Genomic DNA, 24,973 nt, shown 5'->3' with positions numbered 1-24,973 from the left:
GTCATTCACTTTCTTAAAAAATAGTCAGTGCGCTACCATCCAGCTTCATAAGTGCCTCGAGATAATAGTAGTCTCCGTAGATGATCGCGAACTCGTGTCTGGAATCAAAGTAGGCAGCTGTACACTTTTCAAGGATGTTATCTTTGTCTAATGTATAGTCACATCTCTTTTCATGGAGAGCCTTAAGGAGCTTAAGGGATGCTGTAAGGTATTTGTCAGATGCGCTCTGGTCACCAGTTTCTTCCATGCACTTTGCAAGTTCAATAAGTCCGCCTGCTGTTATAGCTGCTGCCGTTGAATCCTCATAAGCTGGCTCTGCAGGCTGTCTGTAGTCAACTGGTACAAGGTATTCCGGGAACTTATTATCAAGCTCAGAAATTACGTAATCAGCGACTTTTCTTGCTGTTTCAAGATATTTCATATCCTTAGTATAAATATAGCTAAGAGTAAATCCATAGAGAGCCCAGCTCTGACCTCTTGTCCAGGAGGAAGCTTCATCGTAGCCCTGTCCGCCATAGTTGCCAAGGTACTCTCCTGTCGCAGGATCAAAGCCAACAATGTGCTTAACAGAGCCATCTTCTCTTATAAAGCTCTTCATTGCAGTATCTGCATGAGCCACGGCAATTGCCTTGAATCTTGGATCTCCAAGCTCCTCTGATGCCCAATACAGAAGTGGCAGAGTCATCATACAGTCGATGATTGCCCAGCCTGTGGTATCTCTGTCATCACCCCAGTCATTCCACGCTCTGATGAAATTGCCATTTAAGTTAAAGCGTCCAGAAAGGCTTGCTGCAGCGAGAAGTCCTCTGTTTCTTGACTCAGCATTATTCTCCTGCTTATATCTGATAACAGCTGTTGGAAGCCACCTAAATCCCGCATCGTGGTCCATTCCGTTATAGTCCATAAATGCAGCATCCATTTTATCTTCTGTTCCAATGGCTTCCTGCATGAATATCTCTTTTCCTGTAAGCTTGTAAAGCTGCCAGAGCTCGCCGCCCCAGAAACCATTTGTCCACCAGCAGATATCTTTTTTGCCAGAGCGGTCATCAAATCTGCCGTTCTCATCAGTAGTATATGGAATCTTCCCCTGATTGCGTTCTACTACTGTCTCCATCTTGCCTGCAAACTGCGCTAGCGCCTCTTTTATCCACTGCTTATCTGTTTCCTTAATGTTCATACTCTTTCCCCTTATATCCTTCCTTAATGCCTATTGTTTACTGAAATCTGAACTGAAATTCTCCAGCTTTCTCATCAAGTTCAAAAAGAATCCTGTAAACACTGTGTTTCCAGGCGATGCCTAGTCTTTCGTCAGTGATAGGATATTCCTTGATATGTGTCTTTTTTACCCCTGAAGCCGTGATGGTTCCAACATCTCCAACGCTAATTGATACGTTAAAAGAATCATCGTCAGCATCTGTGATGACCGGCTCCTCGTAGGTCATAATGCTCATAAGCGCTGGAATATCACTATCATAGTGGTCTCTAACAATCACACCCTGACCAAGTTCAACCACCCTTGTATAGCTCCTGATTCTCTTATCACCATAGGCCCCGGCAATATTCATTATTAATGTGGGATTGCCACTCAATCTGCACACCACATCTCTGGCTCCATATTCCTTGCCATCGCGCTGCATAACTACATGAGTGTTGCGCAAGTCTCTTGCAGAATCATCCCCAAGACAGGAAGCAGAACTAGCATCATCGATAAATGTTGGAAGATTGTGGAACTGTGACTGCATGGTCCACAGCTCATAGCGCCTGTCAGAAAAGGTCTTCTGGGTATAAGTTCCAACACCCAGATCGATCACAAAGGGCTTTCCATCCTTGTATATGGTAAAAGAACCAACGTCGTTATGGTTATGACTGTCACCATTATCTCCAGCTTTGGCCGCCAAAGTGTAAGTCTTATCCCTTGCAACCATAAGCCCCATACTCTCAAACCATGAGTTTTCTGGAAGCTTACTGCTCACTGGGTAATCCATCATCTCATCATAGGCAAAGGCCTGCATAACATGATAAAAGAGATTTATCTCCTCACTTATCAGCTGCTCAGCATCGCTTTCGTCCCTAAAGTCTGCTGCTGCAAAGCTGGCAAGTACTTCATCACCTATAGCCTTACCAAATAAGAACTCTCTTGCAGTACGTCTACCAGGAAGAGCGCTACAATCAGCAAAGTTAACATAGTAGCCACCACCTACATACATCTTAACAATGAAGGTAGCGATATTACGAATGAGTGTTTCGCTATACACACCATTTGTCGCCCCATCCATGAGTTCAAGACATCCAAAGAGGCACAGCCCAGCATGAGAATAATACTGAGCGCCTTCGTTGCAGCCTCCATCCTCGCCATACTCATCAAGGAAATAATCACAGGAAACTGCTGCCTTTTCGAGAAACGTCCTTATCTCCTCCTGAGAAAAATATCCCTCTGGCCTCGTCAATGCGCAGATCAGCACATTCTGAACTATCCATGGAGTCCAATTGCACATTGTCTGCTCGCCATCACCCATCCACCAGAAAAACTGGTTAAGATATGGTTCAAAGATACGCTCTTTTAACCTCTCATTTACATAGATACTGATATGTGGACTAAGCTTATCCAAAACAGGTCGCAGCAAATATTCCACATACGCTACTTCCGCTCCGCTCTCTGCCTGAAAAAGATCGATGATCTGCCTAGTAACATCGGGAAGCGTTTCCTGTTGTCCATCTCTCTCATAGCTCGTATGCGGCGGAAGACACCATGTGGTCTCATCTAGTATCAGATAGAGTCCATCAAGAATATCATCTATAAATCTTCCCTTATTCTCGGCACACTCTGCCATTACAAGGTTATTGAGTTTTCTTCGTCTTGGAAAATATTTGTCCTCGAAACGGACTCTGTTTCCTGATTTTTTGAACTCCGTAAAATCAGAAATAAGAAGCTGCGTCCAAGGCTCACTTAATGCCTCTTCCCCAGCTCTGATAAGTTTAGCTTTCAATTCTGCAGACAGACTATCCCAGGCATCTCTATCAGAGATATCAGGATACCTCTTGTAAGGACCTGCCTCGGTAGTTTTCCTGAGATGATCATGGATTATAGTTCGGTGGAATTTACTCATATCAGCCCTCTTTAGGTGTTCCATAAACCTCTATTTGCGTAAGTGCTGGGAATGGGCTCGGATCATCAGCCTTGATGAGTTTACCGAGCTTGATCCATCTGATTCCTGATCTCTTAATTTCAAATACGTGCGGCTCAGCCACTTTCTTATCCATATGTACTACTTCACTGGTACCATCAGAAAAAGAAAATGTAGCTTCCACCCACCAGTTATCATGAGGAAAATCAGCTCTTGTATAAAGAACTATCTTGTCAAAATCTATCTCTGTGCCAAAATCCAGAGTAAACTCGGCATCATCCTGTCTGTTTATGCCCCATGACTCATAAGGCCACTCGCCATGTGACAAGGTGGCTATGCATCCATCTATTGCATTTCTCGCTGCAAAAACAGCCTCACCTCTTGTCTCAACATTGGCGCTGGCGTGTGGATACACTCCGGACACCTCATGCTGATCAAAAGGATTAAGAGCAAGATTTCTATAAGCTTTTACCTCATAATCAGCAGCTTTCCTGATGCTCACATAATGTCTGTTTCCCCAGAATGCAAGCGGATTATAGCTTGTCTTTTTCTCATAAAAAGGAACAGGAAACAATACTGATTCCTGTTCTATAAGCACAAGGGCAGGGTCAATGGCAGCATCTACCTTGACCACATAGTAGCTTCCAGGTGTAAGACCTGAAAACTCAATGATATCGCCCTTCCTATATTCACCATCCCAGGCAAGAACAACATTGTCCTGACCCTCACTGACAGCTTTATCTACATGATCCCAATCATTATATACACTAATCTTCATACCTTTTATCTCGTTGAAAGAAAAATATTCTCTCTGATTGCAGCTGGATCGTCAGGGTATTCCTGAAGATAAGTTGCCATCAGAGACTGTGCCATATTGAACTCTCCCATATGTTCATAGGCAGTTATCTCATTAAGACGAAGTGCCTGATTAACCCCTTTGTCATCAACTGTAAGCCCTGCTTCAAAAGATGAAACTGCTCCGTTGTAGTCTCCCTGCTTGATCTGGCACATGCCAAGCTGATTGTACACAACAGCGCTGGCTGGATTCTCACTAAGATATGTCTTATAAACACTTATAGCGTAGTTATAGTCGCCCTGTTTCTCACCAGTCTGTCCAAGCATCAGAACAACTGGCTCTTTTTCCTGATCTCGTTCGCTTCTGGCTGCTTCCAAAAAGCTCTGAGCATCAGCATTGTTGCCAAGATAGTAGGAAATCTGGCCTTTCTCGTAGTTGGTCATAAAGGCACTTCCATTATCCATGGCTGTCTGAAGGATATTCCTTGCTTCATCCTCATATCCATACTCCGCAAGAGACTTGTAGATCAGGATGATCATGGAATAATCCCTGGAGTTAAGAGTAATAGCCTTGGTAAAATCTGAATATGCACTGTCGTGGCTTCCTGATGCAAGCTCGCAGACACCACGCAGATAATAAGCATTACTATCTTTACTGCGAAGAGCCAAAATAGCATCATATACCTCTTTTGCCTTAGTATAATCACCTAAGCGATAATACCCTTCTGCCAGGTAATAGTTGGTGTCAAAATCCATGTCATCAACAATACCCTCATCCGCAGCAAGCGAAGCAAGGAGCTCGTCAACAGCGCTCTGATAGTCACCAGTCTGAAGGTTAACAATACCTATCCCTCTATGGATCAGGCATTCATCCTCACCATTCTCTCTGGCAGCCTCAAAGCTGGATAGAGCACTTACATAATCACGGCTCTCTATATATGCAAATCCAGAATCGATATTATGTCTGCCAGCCAGGCTCCCGCAGCCTGTCATAACAAAAGCGGCACACATAATAGCGGCAACAACCCTTTTCTTCATCCCCACTCCGCAACTAAATATCTAAATGATCTATTTATCGCTCAATCACTCGCCAAGATATGCGATTACTTCTACTTCGCACAGAACATCTCTTGGAAGCTGCTTAACAGCAACGCAGCTTCTAGCTGGCTTGCCAACGAAGTACTTCTCATAAACTGCATTGAATGCACCAAAGTCTGCCATCTCAGCAAGGAAGCATGTTGTCTTAACAACGTGCTCATAGTCTGTTCCTGCAGCACTTAAGATTTCTCCAATGTTTCTGCAAACTCTGTCTGCCTGATCCGCAATTGTTGTATCCTCTATCTCACCGCTCTCAGGATTGATCGGAATCTGTCCTGAAGCATAAAGAAAATCTCCTGCCTTGATAGCCTGTGAATAAGGTCCGATTGCTGCTGGTGCCTTCTTGGTTGATACATACTCCATAATGTAGTCCTCCTGATGATGAATAAATATTATTTACTGCTCTGGGATTCTCACTAGCCTCGAATTAAGATCATTCGTCTTCACCGAATCTAGCAGTAACGTAGAATCCTCTTGCATTCTCTTCAACCTTGGTCACGACACCTTCCCTTTCAAGCATCCTGTCTCTAAATGGGAAGTTTCCTGACATCGCAAGGGATGGATCAATGGTGTAATAATAGTTACTGGGAAGAACACCCTCAGTAACTGTAACCTTATCTCCTTCGTGAAGAAGACCAGGTCTCTCCATTTTAAAAGTCATCTCTCTTGCCAACTAAATCACCTTCATTCTATCATACATAGCCCATGTTTACTCAACAAAATAGCTATGAATATTAGTCTTTTACAATACCATGCTCAAGCAGGAACTGATACCATCTCTCATAAGAAGAAGCCTTGAGATGCACATCATCAAAAGACAGGTCTTTTATCAGATTGCCATTCTCATCATCTACAGCTTCATTCATATCCATGTAAAAGATTGTCTTGTTGTCTGCAAGCTTGGCAAGTTCCTCGTTACGCCTGTTGATATTGTCGTTGTTAAAGTATTTATCTTTTGAACTCTTATGCTCAGTAACATGCATGATTCCCTGAATATAGATGATCGCATCAGGCTGAAGCTCTCTGATCCTGTTCACCACATTTGCATATTCCTCAGCAAAAGACTCAGGTGTTCCAGTTCCAATCTCGTTAAGACCTAACATGATATAGATCTTGCCAAACTGGTTCTCTGTAAGCCCCTGTTCTATAGTGTACTTGCCTGCAGGTCCTTCTAAAAATGGCTTCTCAAGCACCTTATAAATAGTAAGAGAAACCTTGGCGTAGAAGGTAGCCCTTGAATCAAGTGGCTCACAGTACTCGGAAAGGCCAACAGTTCTGGAATCTCCTATGAAAAGAGCATCTGTAAAATAATCCTCATCTACATGTTGGAATTCGTAGGTTCTATCAGCGTCATTTTCAGAAATAGTCTCTAAATCCTCATAAGCATCATTATCTGACACGCTTACGTTCTGTGCTATATCTGCATTAGGAGAAGGTACATTCTGGGAACCTTCATAATTACCATTAAGATCGCCGATAGTAGAATTCGCATTATTACCACCAGTGATCTCATCAACTGATGCCTCTGCAAAACTATCATCGGAAACTAAATCTTCAGACCCTAAAGTACTTCCCCACGGATATACACCATCTGTCAGTCCCTTAAATACCAGAACGAAATGAGGAAGTTTATCTACCTCGTATCCTTCTGCATACTCAGAATAGACACTATCCTCATAGACGTAGGAAACAACCGATAATGCTATTGTAATTGCCACGATGCCGATCAAAATCGGACATGTTTTCAGCAGTTTCATTAAATCTCTCTTTCAATAACTATAAATCAGAACTTAAAATACAAAAACGGATTGCCTGCTGCATTGGACAAGCTATAAATACATGCCCAGAATAAAGCCAGCAGTCCAATTGTAAACACTGGATTTTTCCTGTGTTTTTCAAAAAATCTGTATACAACTGGAAGCATCACGACAAGACCTGTGCCAAGCACGATGCCATATATTCCAATATTCTTGATGAAGTCGCCCTCGTTGATAGAGATTCCAACACCAAAGAATGGGAATAATCTCATAAAGTAAGTGGCAAGCATATTGCTATCAGGAAGCGCAAACACTACCCAAGTAAGCGGAATCAGAATAAGTACATTTATTCTGCCAAAAAGGTCTCCAATAAACTTAGGAAGCCCCGCCAGAACAAAACGCTCACATAAAATTATAACGAAAATAATCAATCCCCACAAAATAAAATTAAGGGTTACACCATGCCAAAAACCTGTGATAAGCCACACAGTAAGAAGATTTAAGATAGTCCTAAAGCTTCCTTTTCTGCTGCCGCCCATTGGAAAATAGATGTAATCTCTAAACCATGAACCAAGTGTAGCATGCCATCTTCTGTAGAATTCTGACACGTTCCTTGAACCATAAGGCTGATCAAAGTTAACGATAAATGGAAAGCCCAGCATCACACCAACACCGGCTGCCATAAGGGAATATCCCCAGAAGTCAAAATACAGCTCCATGGAATATGTGTAGGCTCCAAGCCATGCAAGAGCTGTAGAAATACTCTCATAGCCGATAGTTCCTATATCTTTCCACAGCATAGCGAGGTGATCAGCAAGTAAAACCTTGAAGGCAAGTCCCAGTGTAAAGAATCGAAGGCCATCTTCTATTGCAGCAAGCTTACTTGGCTTCTCAATTGCTACTTTTTCTTCTGTTTCTTCTTTATCGAGATCGATTATGTCCTTTGCTTCTTCTGATTCTTGTGTCTCATTTTCCAGTTTTGCAGCCTCTGCCTGCTCATCCTCTTTTGCCCAGAGCTTCATGAATGGATTCTTGGCATAATCCTCGAATCTCATGATAGGTCCGGATACAATCTGTGGGAACATAACGAAATAAGCGGCAATATCCATAAATCCCGCTTTTTCATCCACCTTGCCTCTGTAATTATCTACCTGGAAAGATATCATCTTGAAGGTAAAGAAGCTCACACCGATAGGCATGAATGCACTGTCCACGAACTGACCAAGAAGCTTAAACTCGATCAGCATAAGGGCATCAAGAACAATAGCAAAGCCTAAAAGGACCTTGCTTCCGCCACCCTTTAAAGCTCTGCTAAATAAGAAGTTTATTATTACAGCCCCCAGAAGAACTGGGAACATCTTAAGATCACCAACTCCGTAGAACAACAAACTTCCAATCAGAAGTGTAAGTGTCCTGAATTCATAAGGAGTCAGGTAAAATGCCACTATAAAGACAGGTAAAAACCTGAATATAAAAGTCAAATCTGAAAAATTAATCATTATAAACTTTCTGTCCTATATATCTAAAAGCCAGAAGGAAAAAGAAATATCAATTTCCTGAATTATTGATTTCTGCCAGCTTGGTTGTAGCTGCTGCTGCACTCTGTGTATCAGGGAAGTTATTGATAACAGCATCATATGTGGTCTTGGCATTCTCAAGATCACCGCTCTCATAATACGAGTTACCCAGATAATAGAGTGTATTTACGTTAGTATTATCATACTGATAAGCCTTGGAATAATTAGCTATAGCTGTCTCATAATCCTCAGCCTTGTATGCATCATTAGCTGCGTTGTAATAAGATGTCGCAAGCTCAGTTCCAACAAGTGACATAAGTGTGTCATATAAATTAGTAAACTCAGGTGAAACATCGTCACTTATAGCATTAAGATCAAGATTAGCAAGTGCCTGTGCCATAGCATCTATGTCAGATGAATCTGTCATGTAGATATTGGTAGCACTCATAAGGCTGTTCATAGCAGCTGATGTGCTGTCAACACCCTCGTAATCAGTTACCTTGGACTGAAGATCACCGATCTGATTCTCAAGATTCTTAACCTGCTGCTCATACTCGTTGATCTTGGCTGACTTGGCATCAGATTCCTCACTGATCTGAGCAATCTTACTCTGGTTACTACTATTAATACTCTGAATACGCTGTGGCAAAATAAGGAAACAAGCTGCAGCAAGTCCCAAAACTGCACCAAGAACGATTCCCCAGATAGAACCTGTCCTTGTGATAGCAGATTTTTTAACTGGCTGAATGATCATCTCATTGCCACTGTTATACCTGATAACATCATCACTGTCAGAAGAAGCAATGTCTGATACAAGCTTGCCACTCTCACCTGGAAGGAGCATGCTATCTGCTTCCTTGAGATAACGCTTAGCCATAACATTACCAGTATCAAGCTTTAATACCTTCTGACACTCAATCTTGGCTCTGTCATAATTGCCACCCTTAAGATATAAAAGAGCAAGCAAAAGATGCGCTTTAATAAATCCCGGATTTAAAGAAAGCACCTTCTTGAGCTGAATAACTGCCAGATCAAGTCCATCCTGATGACAGTAATTAAGCGCTATATTAAATTTCTTGATAGTCTGATTGATGGTATCAAGCTGAGATGGGCTATTTCTCACATAGTCCATATATTTATCTGCAAGATTCTCATCTGCCTTGAGGTTCTTGCTGATAACCCATTCAGAAAGAGCCGCAACAACCTCACCTGTCTCGTAATAAACAAGACCGAGAAGATTTCTTGCATCAATATTGTTCTTATCAAGTTTAAGAGACTGTCTGAGAGCATTCACAGCTCCTGTCAGATCTCTTACAGTTGCCTTCTCCAATCCCTCGTTATAAAACTTGTTGGAAAGGCTGACTATTCTCTTATATGTTCTGACGTTTGTCCCACATCCTGGGCAAACATCGCTCTTATCAAGTTCCGCCCCACAACGATTGCACTTCATTGTTATTTAGTCCTCTTCTGATTATCGAAATCTCCCTTAGCTTCTTTTAAAAGCTTAACCAAAACATCTGACATATCGTCGAGATCCTGGTTATATATGATGTCTTCCGCATCCTCGATTTCAAGACTTGGTCTGAACTTCTTTAATTCTTCTTCAAAGTTGATCATATATATTCATCCCCTCAGATGTAATATTCTAAATAATTATAACTGTTTTTGGTATATTTTTATAGCATTCCCTTGATCTGACCTGCCAGATAAAGAGAACCTGCTGCAAATACCATATCTCCAGACTTCCTGTTGGTAATGATGTCTGTTATGGCATCTCTTACATTGCTGTAATACTTGACTGGAACGCCGAAGATTCCAAGCTCGTCCTTGGCATCCTCAAATGCTCCCTTAAGATCTGATACGGATAAAGACCTGCTGGTCTCAAGTACAGCAACATAAATCTGCTCAAACTGATTAGTCTTAAGAATCTCCTGCACTATCTCTTTGTACTGCTTGTCACTTACTATTCCAAAGAGCATCAGCTTCCTGCCTGAGCACTCGATATCACGTATGCTCTCAAGAAAAGCTGTAATGCCGTCAATGTTGTGAGCTCCATCCATATAAATACCTGGACGAATCTCTTCCATTCTACCTTCCCACTTAGCTGCCAGAAGGCCTTCTCTTATATCAAGTTCAGAAATCTCAGCGCCCAAACCTCGCAGTATTTCTACTGTTTCAACAGCCACAGCTGCATTTTCCGCCTGATAAAGAGCTTCTGTTGAAAGCTTTAAATCAACATATTTATCATATAAGCTATTAAGCGAAAAAGCAACGTATTTGTTCCCTGCTTCATCCCTTTCACGCCTTGTATCCTGTATATTTCTACTCTCTACTACAACCGCTCTGGTATCTAGTTCAAGAGCTTTTTTCTTAATAACATCTGTGGCTTCACTTCTCTTGTCAAAAAAGACCACTGGAACGCCACTTTTGATTATTCCCGCCTTCTCACCTGCGATCTCTTCGATAGTCTCTCCAAGATACTGCATGTGGTCATAGCCAATCTCTGTAATAACTGAAACTAATGGCCTCGCTACTGAATTGGTCGCATCAAGTCTTCCACCAAGTCCCGTCTCCAGCACCAGATAGTCCACCGGATAAACGTCATATAACAGCATCGCCATGAAAAAGAGATACTCAAAATAGGTTGGGAAATACTTGCCACTATCATCCGCAGTACTATCATTGTACTCGTCTATTCTCCTAAGCATCTCCACGAATATCTCAACAAATAATCCATCCGCAATGGTTTTACCATCCACCTGAAATCTTTCTGTAATCTTCACAAGATGAGGTGATGTGAACATTCCCACTGTATAGCCTGCCTTCATCAGTATTGATGACACATAACTGCACACTGAACCCTTACCGTTTGTTCCAGCCACATGAATTATCTGCATGTTCTCATCAGGATTTCCCAGAAAATCCAGAAAAGCTCTAGTATCTTCAATTGTATGCTTATCAGTAAAACTCGGAATCTTATTGAGGAAATCCTCACATTCAAAAAGCTGAATCTCTTTTCCATTATCAGCTTTATTGATAAATTCCACCACTCTCTCAAATAACTCTGTCATCATACCTTATCTATATAAACGCCTTTCAGCAGATATCTCCAATCACATATTCTCGAATAATTAGAGTTTATATCTCAAACTGCATTTTTCTTGGCAAAGCATCAATTTTATCCGTTCTATTCTTTATCGATGCTCATATCAATAACTTCTATATTTCTTTTTCATCAAAAAAAAGATTTCTTGTCACTTTAGATGCACTTTCAATATCTTAACACTCTCAGTTTGCATCTATTTCAATAGAAATACTTATTATCGATGTACTTATCATTTATATCAGTAAAATACATGCATCTATCATGGGCATATCATTGAAAACCGATGCAAAATAGGCTGTCACGCCCTAGCCAACACAAAAATTTCCTTGCACTGACGCGCAGCCATAACCTACGCGCATGCCAGCAAACAAGCCTCGGCGAAGTGATTGTGCAGATAAACCGATTTGATGTGTCTGTTCATAACGCAAGTATATGCGCGTACAAACCGATTTGATGCTTAGCATCATCGGAGGTTTGGACACGCATATACGAGCATTAGAACAGAACATCATCAGAGGTTTATCTGTGCATCACGAGCCGTTCCTTACTTCTGGAGCTGTGCAAGTCTCTCTGTGATCTGGTCGTAGGTCTGCTGATACTTCTGCTGCTTCTCTTTCTCCTCAGCAATCTTCTCAGCTGGAGCCTTTGAAAGGAACTTCTCATTGCTCAGCATATTCTGAGATCTCTTAAGCTCGCCCTCGAGCTTCTTCTGCTCCTTGGTGAGACGCTCGATCTCAGCTGACAGATCAACGAGATCTGAGAAAGGAATATAAACTGTTGTATCTGCAAGAACTACTGATACTGCATCATCAGCGATTCCCTCCTTATCCTTCTGGCAAACTGACTCAGAAGCATATGCAAGAGACTCGAAGAAAAGCTTACCTGTTCTGAAGATATCAAGAACCTCGTCCTTGTCACTTACTACGAATACCTTAGCTTTTCTAGATGGAGCAACGTTCATCTGTGTACGAACGTTACGGATTCCGCGAACTGCCTCTTTGATAGTCTCGATAGACTTCTCATCTGCAGCGAAGTTCCACTCATCCTTGTAAACTGGCCACTCAGAGATCATGATTGACTCTTCCTCATCCTGCATTGTGCAGAAGATCTCTTCTGTGATGAATGGCATGTATGGGTGAAGGAGCTTGAGTGCATTGAGGAGTACTGTCTGGAGTGTCCAAAGAGCTGCCTCATGGCTTGCTGCGTCGTCTGAATTGTAAAGACGAGGCTTAACCATCTCAATGTACCAGTCACAGAACTCATCCCAGATGAAGTCATAAACCTTCTGAACTGCGATTCCCAGCTCATAGTGCTCCATGTTATCTGTAACTTCTTTTACAGTATTATTAAGCTTGCTAAGGATCCACTTATCAACTGGCTCAAGGCCTGCTGGCATTGGCTGGTGAATAGCTGACTTAGCATCCTCAGCCATGTTCATCATAATGAATCTTGAAGCATTCCAAACCTTGTTAGCAAAGTTACGGCTGTTCTCAACTCTTTCATTATAGAAACGCATATCGTTACCAGGAGCGTTTCCTGTGATAAGTGTAAGTCTGAGAGCATCTGCACCGTAGTTCTCGATGATATCAAGAGGATCGATACCATTTCCAAGAGACTTACTCATCTTACGTCCCTGAGAATCTCTTACAAGACCATGGAAAAGAACTGTGTGGAATGGATATGTTCCCATGTTCTCATAGCTTGAGAAGATCATTCTGATTACCCAGAAGAAGATGATGTCATAGCCAGTTACAAGTACGTCTGTAGGGAAGAAGTACTTAAGTTCCTTGGTGTCATGTGGCCATCCAAGTGTCTCGAAAGGCCAGAGTGCTGATGAGAACCATGTATCAAGTGTATCAGGGTCCTGTGTAAAGTGTGTCTCGCCGCACTTAGGGCAAACTGTAGGAGCAGTCTTGGATACAACTACTTCTCCACACTTGTCGCAGTAGTATGCAGGGATTCTGTGTCCCCACCAGAGCTGTCTGGAAATACACCAGTCACGGATGTTATCTGTCCAGTTGAAGTATGTCTTCTCCATACGAGGTGGGATCAGCTTGATCTCGCCTTCCTTAACAGCCTTAACTGCTGGCTTAATGAGCTCATCCATCTTAACAAACCACTGAGCCTTGATCATTGGCTCAACTGTTGTGTGGCAACGGTCATGTGTACCAACATTGTGAGAATAGTCCTCAATCTCAACGAGAAGTCCCATCTCATCAAGCTCTTTAACGATGGCTTCTCTTGCAGCATAGCGATCCATGCCCTCGAACTTGCCGCCGTTAGCGTTGATAGTAGCATCATCATTGAGGATGTTGATCTCCTCGAGGTTATGACGCTTACCAACCTCAAAGTCGTTAGGGTCGTGGCCAGGAGTGATCTTAACTACACCTGTACCAAATTCCATATCTACATAAGAATCTTCTACGATAGGAAGCTCTCTGTTAACAATAGGTAAAAGAACTTTCTTACCCTTGAAGCTCTTGTATCTGTCATCATCAGGGTTAACAGCAACAGCTGTATCACCAAGCATAGTCTCTGGACGAGTTGTAGCAAACTCGATGAAATCAGTATCAGAAACTGTTCCATCCTCGTTAATTACAGGATACTTAATGTGCCATAAGTGACCAGCCTGCTCCTCGTACTCAACCTCAGCATCAGAGATAGATGTCTTACAGATTGGGCACCAGTTTACGATACGGCTTCCCTTATAGATATATCCTTTTTCATGCATCTTGCAGAAGACCTCTGTAACAGCCTCGTTACAGCCATCATCCATTGTGAAACGCTCTCTATCCCAGTCACAGGAAGATCCCATCTTCTTGAGCTGCTGGATGATAGTTCCGCCGTACTCTTTCTTCCACTCCCATGCTCTCTCAAGGAATTTCTCACGTCCAAGGTCTCTCTTATCGATTCCCTCAGCCTTGAGTGCATCGATGATCTTAACCTCAGTAGCGATTGAAGCATGGTCTGTTCCAGGCTGCCAAAGTGCATTGTAGCCCTGCATTCTCTTGAAACGAATGAGGATATCCTGCATTGTGTTATCAAGAGCATGTCCCATGTGAAGCTTACCAGTAATGTTTGGCGGTGGGATAACAATAGTAAATGGTTTCTTGGTCTCGTCTACTTCAGCATGGAAGTATTTCTTTTCTTCCCAATTAGAGTAGAGACGACTCTCGATACTCTTGGGATCGTAGGTCTTAGCAAGTTCTTTCTTCATGTTCTTCTCCTTTTCTGAATCTGTGCCAGGAAACAAGGATACTTCCGCTTCACTAAATTCGGCTTGCGCCTCATTAAGTGTCCGGAAGTGGTTCACACTAGCTTCGAAAACACCTCAGCAAGTGTTCTACACAAGAAAAGCCCCTGGCAGCCATTAAGCTACCAAGGGCGTAATATACGCGGTACCACCTTGATTTATCACTCAGCAAGCACTATTCCATATAAATGGATTATGCTCTCATCCTCTAACGCAGATGACGCGGGGACACTTATGGGAACCACTAAATCAGTCCCGTTCTGGGTGTCCGGTTCAAAAGCTACCTTCCACATCTCCATCGCCGATACCTCTCAGCATGCATCGCAACGCCCTGATAACCACAAGCTACAATGCAGGTATCTTCTCTTTAGACTCTGAAAAGATATGTACTCCTCTTTCTCACAACCTTTAATGTTTTAATTACAAATTACTATATTAGTTATAAAAAATTATGTCAAGATATAAACAGAATACTCCGTTCTTTTTCTCAGCCATGCTTAACTTCATCAAGCGACTTCTGGGAAATCACAGCATTATGGATAAGGGCCACCTCTCCTTTGCAATGCTCCTTGACCTGATAAAGAGCATTATCCGCAGCATACATGTAATCCCAGAGCTTGGTAGTCTCCTGCGGAACAGAGTTCCTGATACCCTGTGAAATACTGATAGTTACTCCCTTTTTGGCATCTCCGAAATCCAGTGGCATCTCTTTTACCTTATCTCGAAGCCTGGTGGCATGATCAAGAACCTTATCGTCATTCATATTTTCATATATAATAATGAATTCGTCGCCGCCATACCTGAAGGCATGAATTTCCTTATTATGCTCGCACATGTCTGTAATAGCCTTTGAAATATGTTTAAGGCACTGATCTCCCATCTGATGGCCATATTTGTCATTGAAGTGTTTAAAGTTATCAACATCAAGAAGCTCAACTGCCAGATAGTGACCTCTTTTAAAGGCTTTCTCAAAGGCAGTCTCAGCATATCTGTTCAGACCATATCTGTTGCCAAGGCCAGTAAGCTGATCCGTCTCAGCCTGTCTCATGAGCTTATCATTTTCTTTTTCCACTGTAGAGAGCTTGGTCCTCATTGCAGCAAAAAACTTGTAGTTGACCATTTTCTCTTTTTCAAATTCAAGAGTATATCTGTAGAAATCCTCAAGTGCTTTGAGCTTAGCGCCCGGATCCTCTACTCTCTCATAAATCTCACAGCGAAGCTTAGCATGATTAAGCCTTAAATTGGCTATGTTCAGATCCTCAAGAACATCCTCTGTGATATGCGCTACATTGATAGCATCTTTTTCTTTTCCTATATGGAGATAGAATCTGGCAGTGTTATACACATCCTCCATATCATCAAGTGAAAACTTCTTGTCGCAGATAAGATCATTTAGCATTTTGAAATAGTACTCGAATCGCTTCTTATCCCCAAGGTAATAATAAGCGCGCATCTTAGTGTCGAGAATCGGAAGGCCAAGCAGATATTCCTCATTGAATTCCTGATAATTAGCAAGCTTATCCATGGATTCCAGACATTTGCGAACAGAATCCGGCTTACCAAGATTTATGTAGCAATCAGCCTCAAAACAGTAGCAATAAAGAATGTTTCTGTAATACAGACTCTCTTTACGGTTGCGTCTGATATGCTTGTAAGCAGATCTAATATAAGAAAGAGCTGTCTTAACATCCCCGAATCTGTAGTAGACATGTCCAATATTAAAGAGCATAAATCCTGGAACACCACTTTCTGGCAGATTCTCACAATAACTGATTCCATTTAAAAAGAAATCAATTGCAAGCTCATAGTTACCATGATTCAGAGAGTCTATTCCAAGAAGGTTATAGCACCTTGCAAGATGCTCAACATCGCCCTCCAGCTGTAAATATTCAATTGCCTTAAGGAGATTAGTGCTGAATTTGCGATAATCTGTACTCAGAAGATAATACGCATCAGCCAGATAATAATAGGCATAGCCAACAAGATTGTTGTCATCAAGACGCTTGGCAGCACGAACAAGTCGATTACATATTCCTATATAGCTGCTGGACATAGAAGATCTAGCAAGCATCATCTCACTATTAAGAGTCTGTATCTCTCTATCGTAATCATTAATGTTCATATAGTGCCCCCAATTACTCCACCCTGCAAAAGTTATCCACAAAGTATTTTCATATAAACGTAAATTTTTGAAGGTAAATACAATTGTACATCAATAAACTAATCTATTTCAAGAAAAATAATATATTGATGAATAGGCTATTCCTATGTGAAACATGCATGAATGCTGCGTTTCAAGGATTTTTATGACGCATATGTCACGTTTTATTGTGGTTTACATATATACATTGACCTAATTGGTCATGTGATTATTTTTGCTCGTTTATTAGTTCATTTTACCACTACTTGCAAAGCCGCTATTTTACTGGGGTTTGCTTTCACATTTTTTAACTAATCCCCAATTTCCACAGAGTTATCCACATGACACAGCCGTCAGTTTCCAAAAACTTTTTCATCATTTTTTCTAAAAAACGCATTATTGTTCGTACAATTGATACAACTTAGTATTTTTCATGGTTGACATAAATTATTTATCATTTGATTTATGTTGACCAAATCAGAACATTTTTAGCGATTTTTGTAATTTTTAATCCCTTAGTCACCTGATTTTTCCGACCAGAACTGGGTTATCTCATTTTTGACTGTTTTGGTCGTTACGTTTTTGTAACCCTTCCACTCCCTTGGAAAAAGAGATCTGTAACTAGCCAGCGTGAAACGATTATCCAACAAAGTAACAACACCTTTATCCTCTTCTGTCCTGATAACTCGTCCAGCCGCCTGCAAAACCTTGTTCATTCCAGGGAATCTATAGGCGTAGTCAAAGCCGTCAAAACCTGCTTTTTCAAAGTATTCCCTAAGAATTTCCCTTTCATTACAAACAAGCGGAATTCCTGTTCCAACAACAATAACGCCAATAAGGCTGTCGTATTTAAGATCAATACCTTCACTGAAGATTCCACCCATGACACAAAAGCCCAGAACATTCTTGTCCTCGACTATTTCCAGATCCATGTGGATAACTTCTGAAAGGTCAATATTATTCCCTGTGGAAAACCTGTCAAGGAAGGCTTCTCTGGCCTCCTCGCTCATATAATCCCTCTGAACCAAAAGCTCAGTGTTTTCTTCATCAAGGAATTCCTCTTCATATACGTATAGAACTTCCTCAAGAAACTGATGTGACGGGAAAAATATAAGGTAATTTCCGCTTCTGGATTTAACCACGCTATCTATGTAGGTAGCTATGTTGTAATACTGCTGAGGGCTTCTCTCTGAGTATTTACTGGTTACGTCAACGCCAAGGTACACTCCAAGCCTCACAGGATCAAAGATTGACTTGGCATAAATCTCGTAGTCTTCTTCCGTTCCGCCAAGAAGCTTTTTGTAATACTGAATAGGCAAAAGAGTAGCTGAAAACAGTATTGATGATCGTCCTCTTTCCATGCATGCAGCAAGATTCCTTGATGGATCAGCACAGGCAAGGCGCAGTAAAAAGCTTCCATCTTCAGAAAACTCGCTATACATGACGTAGTGGTCATCCACCAGATCGTAAATAGTAAGAAACCTTGACACATCAAAATAAAACTCCAGAATCTCATCTCTGCAAGGGCCCTCAGAATGGTCCTCAAGATACTCAGAAATGATTCCTGCAAGCCTGTTAAGAGGGTTTATCACACTATCTATACTTGTCAGCACCGTGCATCCATCGCAGTTTCTTTTAAGCTCCAGCATCGCTTTATTACACTTATCAAGGTGCCCAGCAATACTTGGATGAAACTCCTTAATGGAGCTCTTAAGCTCCAAAAAGCTCTCTTTTCGAAGGACTGCACTATACATATCCCTTCCTCTGTCCAGAAGGTTATGGGTCTCATCTACCAGGAAAACATAGTCCTTCTTTTTGCCCTCTGCAAAGAACCTTCTAAGGTACACGAATGGGTCAAAGACATAGTTATAGTCGCAGATAACGCCGTCCGCCCAAAGGCTCATATCCAGTGACATTTCAAAAGGACATACCTGATGCTTCTGCGCATATTCTACGATCTTATCCCTGTCAAAAGAGTCCTCGCTTGTCAGAAGATCATAAATAGCGTCATTTATCCTGTCATAGTGTCCCTTGGCATATGGGCAGGCCTCAGGATTGCAGCTTCTTTCTTTTTCATCTATAAAACAGATCTTGTCTCTGGCAGTTATGGTAACAGTCTTAAACCTGAGATTCTGAGCACTTCTAAGTGTTGCAAAGGCTTCCTCTGCCACTGTCCTTGTGATAGTCTTGGCTGTCAGGTAAAAGAGCTTACTGATCTTGCCCTCTCCAATTGCCTTAACTGTAGGGAATACTGTTGTTATGGTCTTTCCCGTACCTGTTGGTGCCTCGAGGAACAGTTTTTTACCATGAACAATAGTCCTGTAGACTGCTGCCGCCAGGTCTTTTTGTCCGTCTCTGTATGGGAATGGAAATTGAACTGTTTTAATAGAGGTGGTTCTGGTGGAAGACCAGGCAAATTCAAAGTCCGACCACTTGAGATACATCTGGATAAGGTCATCGAACCACTTTACTATCTCTTCATAGGTAAAAGAAAAATCGAAATACTTCATATCCTCAGTATCAATGTTGCAGTAGCTCATTCGAACATTGATATTGGGGCAATGTCTCTCCTTGCAGTACATAGCCGCATAGCACTTGGCCTGGGCGAGATGAACATCCACAGGTACCTCCATTTTCCTAAGGTCTCTGTAGGTACCCTTGATCTCATCTATAAGTGGCGCTGGTTTGGGCTTATCAATAAAGCTCTCCTGGGCGTCGTAAGCATCTTTATCATCTATATATTTATCCAGAATGCCATCTGCTCTGCCTTCTAGGAGAAGGTCATAATTGTCTGTATGGTGGATGTAGACAAGTGGCACCTCTGCATGATAATCAGGCCCCATGCTCTTCTGGATCATGCGGTGAATCCTACCGCCCTCCTGCATCGCATCAGCCGGTGCCTGCTGTATTCTGTTATCTATATTGCCGCTACGAAGTATGAACTCTACAAGGCCGCGGACTGAAATCGTAATCGTCATATGTGCCTCCACTGTGATATTGTACCACGTAAGGCATAAGTACGCATAAAAAAGCCCCCGCAGAAATCCGCGGAGGCCATAAGTCCTAATAACTTATTCACTTGATATTTATTATGCTACTGCAAGTCCGTTCAGGAACTTCTCAAACTGCTCGTTAACACCCTGATACTCTACTGTAAGAGTCCTGGTAAGATCAAGACCAAATACGCCTAAGATAGACTTAGCATCTACTACATATCTGTTGTAATATATATCAACGTCAAAGTCACACTTAGTAGCTTCATTTACAAAATCCTGAACCTGTGTTGGCTGTAACATAATATTCTTCTTAATTACATTTCCTAACATATAAAAACCTCCTTGGGACAATACTAAATCCCGGAAACAACTACCTCTGGCTGTGAAATAAAAAACGTAAAACTGTCATAAGCTATCTCAGTAATATACAGAACGAAAACGTTTTTGTAAATAGGTTTTTGTGACGAAACTGTGACGAAAACCCGAACTTTTTGTAATCGGTTACATACGTCTTTGTTCATGCGGTTTTTCGACATTTATATGTAAAAAAAGCTGATAAAATTCTTGCATTATAGATAGCCTGGTTTTAATATGTAATAAGTAAATTTTTAAGAATTGGAGTACTAAAAATGGAGAACCTTAAAATCCCCAAGAACTATGAGTCCGCTCTGGATCTTCATGATACTCAGGTCGGCATCAAAACAGTAAAAGACTTTTTCCAGGGAATGCTGTCCACAAGACTTAATCTTCAGCGTGTAACAGCACCTTTATTTGTAACACCAGAGTCAGGTCTTAATGATAATCTTAATGGTGTTGAGCGTCCAGTTGCGTTCGATATTCTCAATGAGAATCAGCGTCCTGCAGAGGTTGTTCACTCTCTTGCCAAGTGGAAGAGATTTGCTCTTAAGAAATATGGCTTTAATGTTGGTGAAGGTCTTTATACTGATATGAATGCTATCAGAAGAGACGAGGTTCCTGACAATATTCATTCAATATTCGTAGATCAGTGGGATTGGGAGAAGGTCATCCGCAAGGAAGATCGTAACATGGACTTCCTTAAGGCTACTGTTCGCGATGTATACAAGGTTCTTCGCAAGACAGAGAAATTCATGTCTATCCAGTACGATTATATAGAAGAGCTCCTTCCTGATGATATTTTCTTCATCACAACTCAGGAGCTTGAAGATATGTTCCCAGATAACACACCTAAGGAGCGCGAATACTACATTGCCAAGGCAAAGGGTGCAGTTTGCATCATGCAGATCGGTGATGAGCTCGCTTCAGGCGACAAACACGACGGCAGAGCTCCAGACTATGATGACTGGCAGCTTAATGCAGATATTATTGTTTACTATCCTATTCTTGATATTGCTCTTGAGTTATCCAGTATGGGCATAAGAGTTGATGAGGAATCACTCAAGACTCAGCTCGAGAAGGCTGGTTGCACAGAGAGAGCTCAGCTTCCATTCCAGAAGGCTATTCTTGACAAGGAGCTTCCATACACAATCGGTGGTGGAATCGGCCAGTCCAGAATTTGCATGTTCTTCCTGAGAAAAGCTCACATCGGTGAGGTTCAGTGCTCTATCTGGCCTGAAGAGATGGTAGCAGAAGCTTCCAAGAACGGAATTAATTTACTGTAATTATGAAAAATGTTATTCATCAGATTGTAGAAGATGTAGTAGAAACCAGAGCGATTCTGGTGGGTCTTAATACCAATAAGACCGATGACGAGTTCGAGAGATCAATGCATGAATTAAAAGAGCTGACAAAGGCTCTGGACATAAAGGTTGCAGGAACTTTCACACAGAATCTTCCAACTCCCGACAGGAGTACCTATGTTGGTAGTGGTAAGGTCGATGAGATCAGGAACTCAATAGATGTGTTCGATGCAGATATCATCATTTTCAACGATGACATCTCTCCTATGCAGATCAGAAACCTTGAGAAGATTCTTGATACCGAAGTTATCGATAGAACCGGACTTATTCTGCAGATCTTTGCAAAGCGTGCCAAGACAAGAGAATCAAGACTTCAGGTTGAATACGCTCAGCTTCAGTATATGTTACCAAGACTTGTAGGCATGAGAAGCTCTCTTTCCCGTCAGGGCGGTGGTAGCGGCAGACTCTCCAACAAGGGTTCAGGTGAGAAACAGCTTGAGCTGGACAGAAGACGTATTGAGCACAGAATGGCTGAACTTAGACGAGAACTTGAGGCTGTAGAAAAAGAAAGAGATACACAGCGTGGTAAACGTATTAATTCCGGCACGCCCAAGGTATCTCTGGTTGGCTACACCAACGCTGGCAAATCTACCATTATGAACAATCTCCTTCGTCTATATGGAGGCGAAGCTTCAGAGGACAAGCAGGTTTTGGAAAAAGATATGTTGTTTGCCACACTTGATACCTCTGTGCGTAAGATTGCAGCACCTGGCCATAGACCTTTTCTTTTAACGGATACCGTTGGATTTATCAGCGAACTGCCACATTCTCTGGTTAAGGCTTTCCGCTCCACACTGGAAGAGGCCAAGTATGCTGATATATTGTTGGAAATTATAGATTTTTCTGATCCGGAATATAGATTTCACATGGATGTCACAAGAGATACACTGGCTGAGATCGGCGCTGGTGATATTCCGATCATCTATGTATTCAACAAATCTGACTTGGTTCAGCAGGAGCAGCGCGACAATGATCAGCTGGTCATGGACGTGCCTCGCACCATCGATGACAGAGCCTATATCTGTGCCAAGAATCAGGACAGCCTTGATGCGCTGATAGAGCTGATCGAGAGAAAGCTTGGTCAGGAGGATACTCAGTTTGATCTACTTCTCCCCTATTCTGAGGGCGGCGTTTTAAACATGCTAAACGAAGCAGGTAAAGTCAAAGCCACTGAATATCTGCCAGAAGGCATCAAAATCTCAGCCATGCTGAGTGCTTCTGAGGCAGGAAGATATGCACATATGATCGTTAATGACTAAAAATACGAGCATACCCAGTTAACACTGAGTATGCTCGTTTCTTTATTATCGCAATTTCTAAACTGCTTTTCCCATAGCTATGAGGGAATCCTTGTCTATTGCAGGACTGTACAGATATCCCTGATACACTACGCATCCGATCTGCTCCAGTGCCTCTTTTTGCTCATTAGTCTCTACGAATTCAGCAAGCACCTTAAAATCAAGGGATTTAGACAGATATACGATTGAGTTGACAATTCCCTTGGTTCGATCGTTGGAAATGATTGAGCTGATAAGATTGCCATCAAGCTTAACAAGGTCAAACTGATTATGCTGCAAATACTGTAGTGACGTGTGTCCCATGCTGAAATCATCAAGTGCAAAGGTATAACCAAAGGACTTGAGTTTCTTAATGAGATCTCCGGTCTCCTTAGTTGTCACAAGCTCCGTTTCTTCTGTAATCTCGATACATATATTTCCTTTTACAATCTGATATTTCTCAGACATATCCTGCAAAAAAGAAACAAATCTCTTGTCATAGAGTGTATTAACAGTAGTGTTCACGCTAAGTTTAAAGTCTTCTCCGAAGTGCTCTCTAAATGACTTAGCATCTCGTATTGCTTTCTCCAGGATAAAGGTCTCAAGGTCATAGAGATCACCGCTCTCCTTGGCAAGATGAACAACCAGCGGCGGATATATTACGCCGTATCTTGTGTGCTTCCAGCGAAGCAGCGCCTCCGCTCCAATACATCTGCCAGTGTTATCAAACTGTGGCTGATAGCCCATCAGGAGTGGGCTCTCAAGGTCGTCACTGTCTGTATCAGCATTGGCTTGTGCAATTGACAATCTAAGGTCAGTAGCCAGGAGCTTGGCCAGCCTTCCAACATTTCCTTTACACTCCAAAAGAGCCACTTCTTCATTAGTCTCCTCACTCTTTTTGAGAATGCCCATGAGCTCATTGAGCGTTGTGGCGCACTCATTAAGTGATTTCTGCTCATACATCACAACAAATGGCGCATAGCACCCCATGGATAACAGGATGTTGAGAACCTGCACTATGATTCCACGAACTGATCCTGTTGCTATATATCCACTCATAAGCGCTGGTGTCGTCCAAACCACTGTCGTTGTGACCTCTGGCAGAAATCCTACCCTGGTCAAAAGATATGCATTCGTATAGGACAGGATTGGAGCAACTATAAATGGTACCAGCATAAACGGATTGTAAATAATCGGGAATCCAAATACAAGGAGCTCTCCAATGTTAAATACACTTGGGAAAAAGGCCATATGTGAAAGCTTTTTGGTGGAGTTACGTTTTCCAAAAAGCATCATTGCAAACATAAGTCCTAATGTACAGCCTGTTCCTCCCATATTTACAAATGCATCGATAAAGCTCTTGGATACAATCTGTCCTGGAATGATTGTAACAAACATATCCTCTGCAACCTGATTGAGGACGTTGTTACCGTGGATTCCAAAGCACCACATGAAGCTGATAAGAACTATGAATAAAAGTCCACTTGAATAGGACCTCTGCATCTTTAAGAAGATTGCATCCATGGCTTTCATGAAAAGATGCTGAACGCTATTAACAGCAAAAATCTGAGTTATAAGATAATTGAATACTGCAAAACATATAATCACTGAAAAAAATGGGGATATAACACGAATTGCTGCATTGAATTCAGCATCAGCACCATCTGTGAAGACGAAATTTCTTTTGCTATATAATCTGGAGAACTTCTGGAAAAGAATTGGCCCAAATATTCCTGCCAAAAGAGCACTGAAAACACCTTGTCCACCTAGAAGCGTAAAGTCTTTTACATCTGAGAAAAAGCCCACAAGGATAAAGAAGCCTGTGACTGAACCAAGAACACTTCCAAATCTGTAAACCAGTGTCTGCTCTTCTACTGTCTGGTTTACGTAGCATAGGCTCAGGGCAACTGTCATATAAACAGCAAGAATTCCAACTGTAGTCTGCTGTAATAGCATTATGATATCGCGCAGTGCCCCTCCAAGGAAAACGTCCAAAAAGTGCTGATATGCCAAAACCGGAAATCCATTTAGCATAACCATCATACTTCCTATGAAAAGAATTGGAATGATCATAGCCAGACTTAGCTTGATTGCGCGGCCTATGGTAATCGCCTTTTTCCAAACGCGAGTTTTCATCACCCCTCCTAACATCCCCAACAAAATATTACGCTTTAACACGCTAAATGAATTA

The 24,973-nt window shown here is 41.9% G+C and carries 19 protein-coding genes; 2 read left to right on the top strand and 17 right to left on the bottom strand.

The window, feature by feature from the left end; genetic code table 11:
* Nucleotides 1–13: 13 nt before the first annotated feature.
* The 16 genes from IJI01_RS05765 to IJI01_RS05690 form a co-directional block, all read right to left on the bottom strand.
* Entirely contained in the window at nucleotides 14–1,177 is a 1,164-nt protein-coding gene (locus tag IJI01_RS05765; RefSeq protein ID WP_292187189.1) for a glycoside hydrolase family 88 protein, read from the bottom strand.
* A gap of 37 nt (nucleotides 1,178–1,214) precedes the next feature.
* Nucleotides 1,215–3,107, bottom strand: a complete 1,893-nt coding sequence (locus tag IJI01_RS05760; protein ID WP_292187186.1) for a heparinase II/III domain-containing protein — start codon at nucleotides 3,105–3,107, stop codon at nucleotides 1,215–1,217.
* Nucleotide 3,108: 1 nt separating this feature from the next.
* Nucleotides 3,109–3,903, bottom strand: a complete 795-nt coding sequence (locus IJI01_RS05755; protein ID WP_292187183.1) for a carbohydrate-binding protein — start codon at nucleotides 3,901–3,903, stop codon at nucleotides 3,109–3,111.
* A gap of 5 nt (nucleotides 3,904–3,908) precedes the next feature.
* Nucleotides 3,909–4,958, bottom strand: a complete 1,050-nt coding sequence (locus tag IJI01_RS05750; RefSeq protein WP_292187181.1) for a tetratricopeptide repeat protein — start codon at nucleotides 4,956–4,958, stop codon at nucleotides 3,909–3,911.
* Between the two features lie 45 nt (nucleotides 4,959–5,003).
* On the bottom strand, nucleotides 5,004–5,381 hold the full coding sequence (locus IJI01_RS05745) for a RidA family protein (protein WP_292187178.1): 378 nt from the start codon (nucleotides 5,379–5,381) through the stop codon (nucleotides 5,004–5,006).
* A gap of 70 nt (nucleotides 5,382–5,451) precedes the next feature.
* Complete coding sequence (locus tag IJI01_RS05740; protein WP_292187176.1) at nucleotides 5,452–5,691, bottom strand: hypothetical protein; 240 nt, start codon at nucleotides 5,689–5,691, stop codon at nucleotides 5,452–5,454.
* A 61-nt stretch (nucleotides 5,692–5,752) separates the two neighbouring features.
* Nucleotides 5,753–6,775: a GDSL-type esterase/lipase family protein gene (locus IJI01_RS05735; protein ID WP_292187174.1), complete on the bottom strand. Its 1,023-nt coding sequence runs from the start codon at nucleotides 6,773–6,775 to the stop codon at nucleotides 5,753–5,755.
* 26 nt (nucleotides 6,776–6,801) lie between these two features.
* Nucleotides 6,802–8,274, bottom strand: a complete 1,473-nt coding sequence (locus IJI01_RS05730; RefSeq protein WP_292187172.1) for an MBOAT family O-acyltransferase — start codon at nucleotides 8,272–8,274, stop codon at nucleotides 6,802–6,804.
* Between the two features lie 49 nt (nucleotides 8,275–8,323).
* On the bottom strand, nucleotides 8,324–9,742 hold the full coding sequence (locus tag IJI01_RS05725; RefSeq protein WP_292187169.1) for a tetratricopeptide repeat protein: 1,419 nt from the start codon (nucleotides 9,740–9,742) through the stop codon (nucleotides 8,324–8,326).
* Between the two features lie 2 nt (nucleotides 9,743–9,744).
* Nucleotides 9,745–9,909 carry a hypothetical protein gene (locus tag IJI01_RS05720; RefSeq protein WP_013281541.1) on the bottom strand — a complete coding sequence of 55 codons (165 nt, stop codon included), beginning with the start codon at nucleotides 9,907–9,909 and terminating at the stop codon, nucleotides 9,745–9,747.
* A gap of 59 nt (nucleotides 9,910–9,968) precedes the next feature.
* Entirely contained in the window at nucleotides 9,969–11,366 is a 1,398-nt protein-coding gene (locus tag IJI01_RS05715; RefSeq protein ID WP_292187166.1) for a bifunctional folylpolyglutamate synthase/dihydrofolate synthase, read from the bottom strand.
* A gap of 576 nt (nucleotides 11,367–11,942) precedes the next feature.
* The gene (locus tag IJI01_RS05710; protein WP_292187163.1) at nucleotides 11,943–14,615 is read right to left on the bottom strand and encodes a valine--tRNA ligase; all 2,673 of its coding nucleotides are present in this window, start codon (nucleotides 14,613–14,615) and stop codon (nucleotides 11,943–11,945) included.
* A 197-nt stretch (nucleotides 14,616–14,812) separates the two neighbouring features.
* Nucleotides 14,813–14,950, bottom strand: a complete 138-nt coding sequence (locus tag IJI01_RS05705) for a hypothetical protein (protein ID WP_292187161.1) — start codon at nucleotides 14,948–14,950, stop codon at nucleotides 14,813–14,815.
* Between the two features lie 188 nt (nucleotides 14,951–15,138).
* Entirely contained in the window at nucleotides 15,139–16,773 is a 1,635-nt protein-coding gene (locus IJI01_RS05700) for a tetratricopeptide repeat-containing diguanylate cyclase (RefSeq protein ID WP_292187158.1), read from the bottom strand.
* 533 nt (nucleotides 16,774–17,306) lie between these two features.
* Entirely contained in the window at nucleotides 17,307–19,769 is a 2,463-nt protein-coding gene (locus IJI01_RS05695; RefSeq protein ID WP_292187149.1) for an ATP-dependent DNA helicase, read from the bottom strand.
* A gap of 111 nt (nucleotides 19,770–19,880) precedes the next feature.
* A complete protein-coding gene (locus IJI01_RS05690; RefSeq protein WP_292187145.1) occupies nucleotides 19,881–20,117 on the bottom strand; it encodes an HPr family phosphocarrier protein in 237 nt (78 codons plus the stop codon).
* A gap of 299 nt (nucleotides 20,118–20,416) precedes the next feature.
* Between IJI01_RS05690 and asnA the strand changes: the two genes are divergently transcribed.
* Nucleotides 20,417–21,427, top strand: coding sequence for an aspartate--ammonia ligase (gene asnA, locus IJI01_RS05685; protein ID WP_292187143.1), 1,011 nt, complete (start codon nucleotides 20,417–20,419; stop codon nucleotides 21,425–21,427).
* A gap of 2 nt (nucleotides 21,428–21,429) precedes the next feature.
* Nucleotides 21,430–22,764 (top strand): GTPase HflX, encoded by a 1,335-nt coding sequence (hflX, locus tag IJI01_RS05680; RefSeq protein WP_292187141.1) that lies wholly within the window; start codon nucleotides 21,430–21,432, stop codon nucleotides 22,762–22,764.
* Nucleotides 22,765–22,821: 57 nt separating this feature from the next.
* Here hflX and IJI01_RS05675 read toward each other — a convergent pair whose 3' ends face one another.
* Nucleotides 22,822–24,918: a PTS sugar transporter subunit IIC/EAL domain-containing protein gene (locus IJI01_RS05675; protein WP_292187138.1), complete on the bottom strand. Its 2,097-nt coding sequence runs from the start codon at nucleotides 24,916–24,918 to the stop codon at nucleotides 22,822–22,824.
* Nucleotides 24,919–24,973: the final 55 nt, after the last annotated feature.

The sequence above is a fragment of the Butyrivibrio sp. genome, from assembly GCF_017433805.1.
Taxonomy (GTDB): domain Bacteria; phylum Bacillota; class Clostridia; order Lachnospirales; family Lachnospiraceae; genus Butyrivibrio.
The sequence above is the reverse complement of the archived record's forward strand: the minus strand, read 5'-3'. Positions and strand labels throughout refer to the sequence as shown.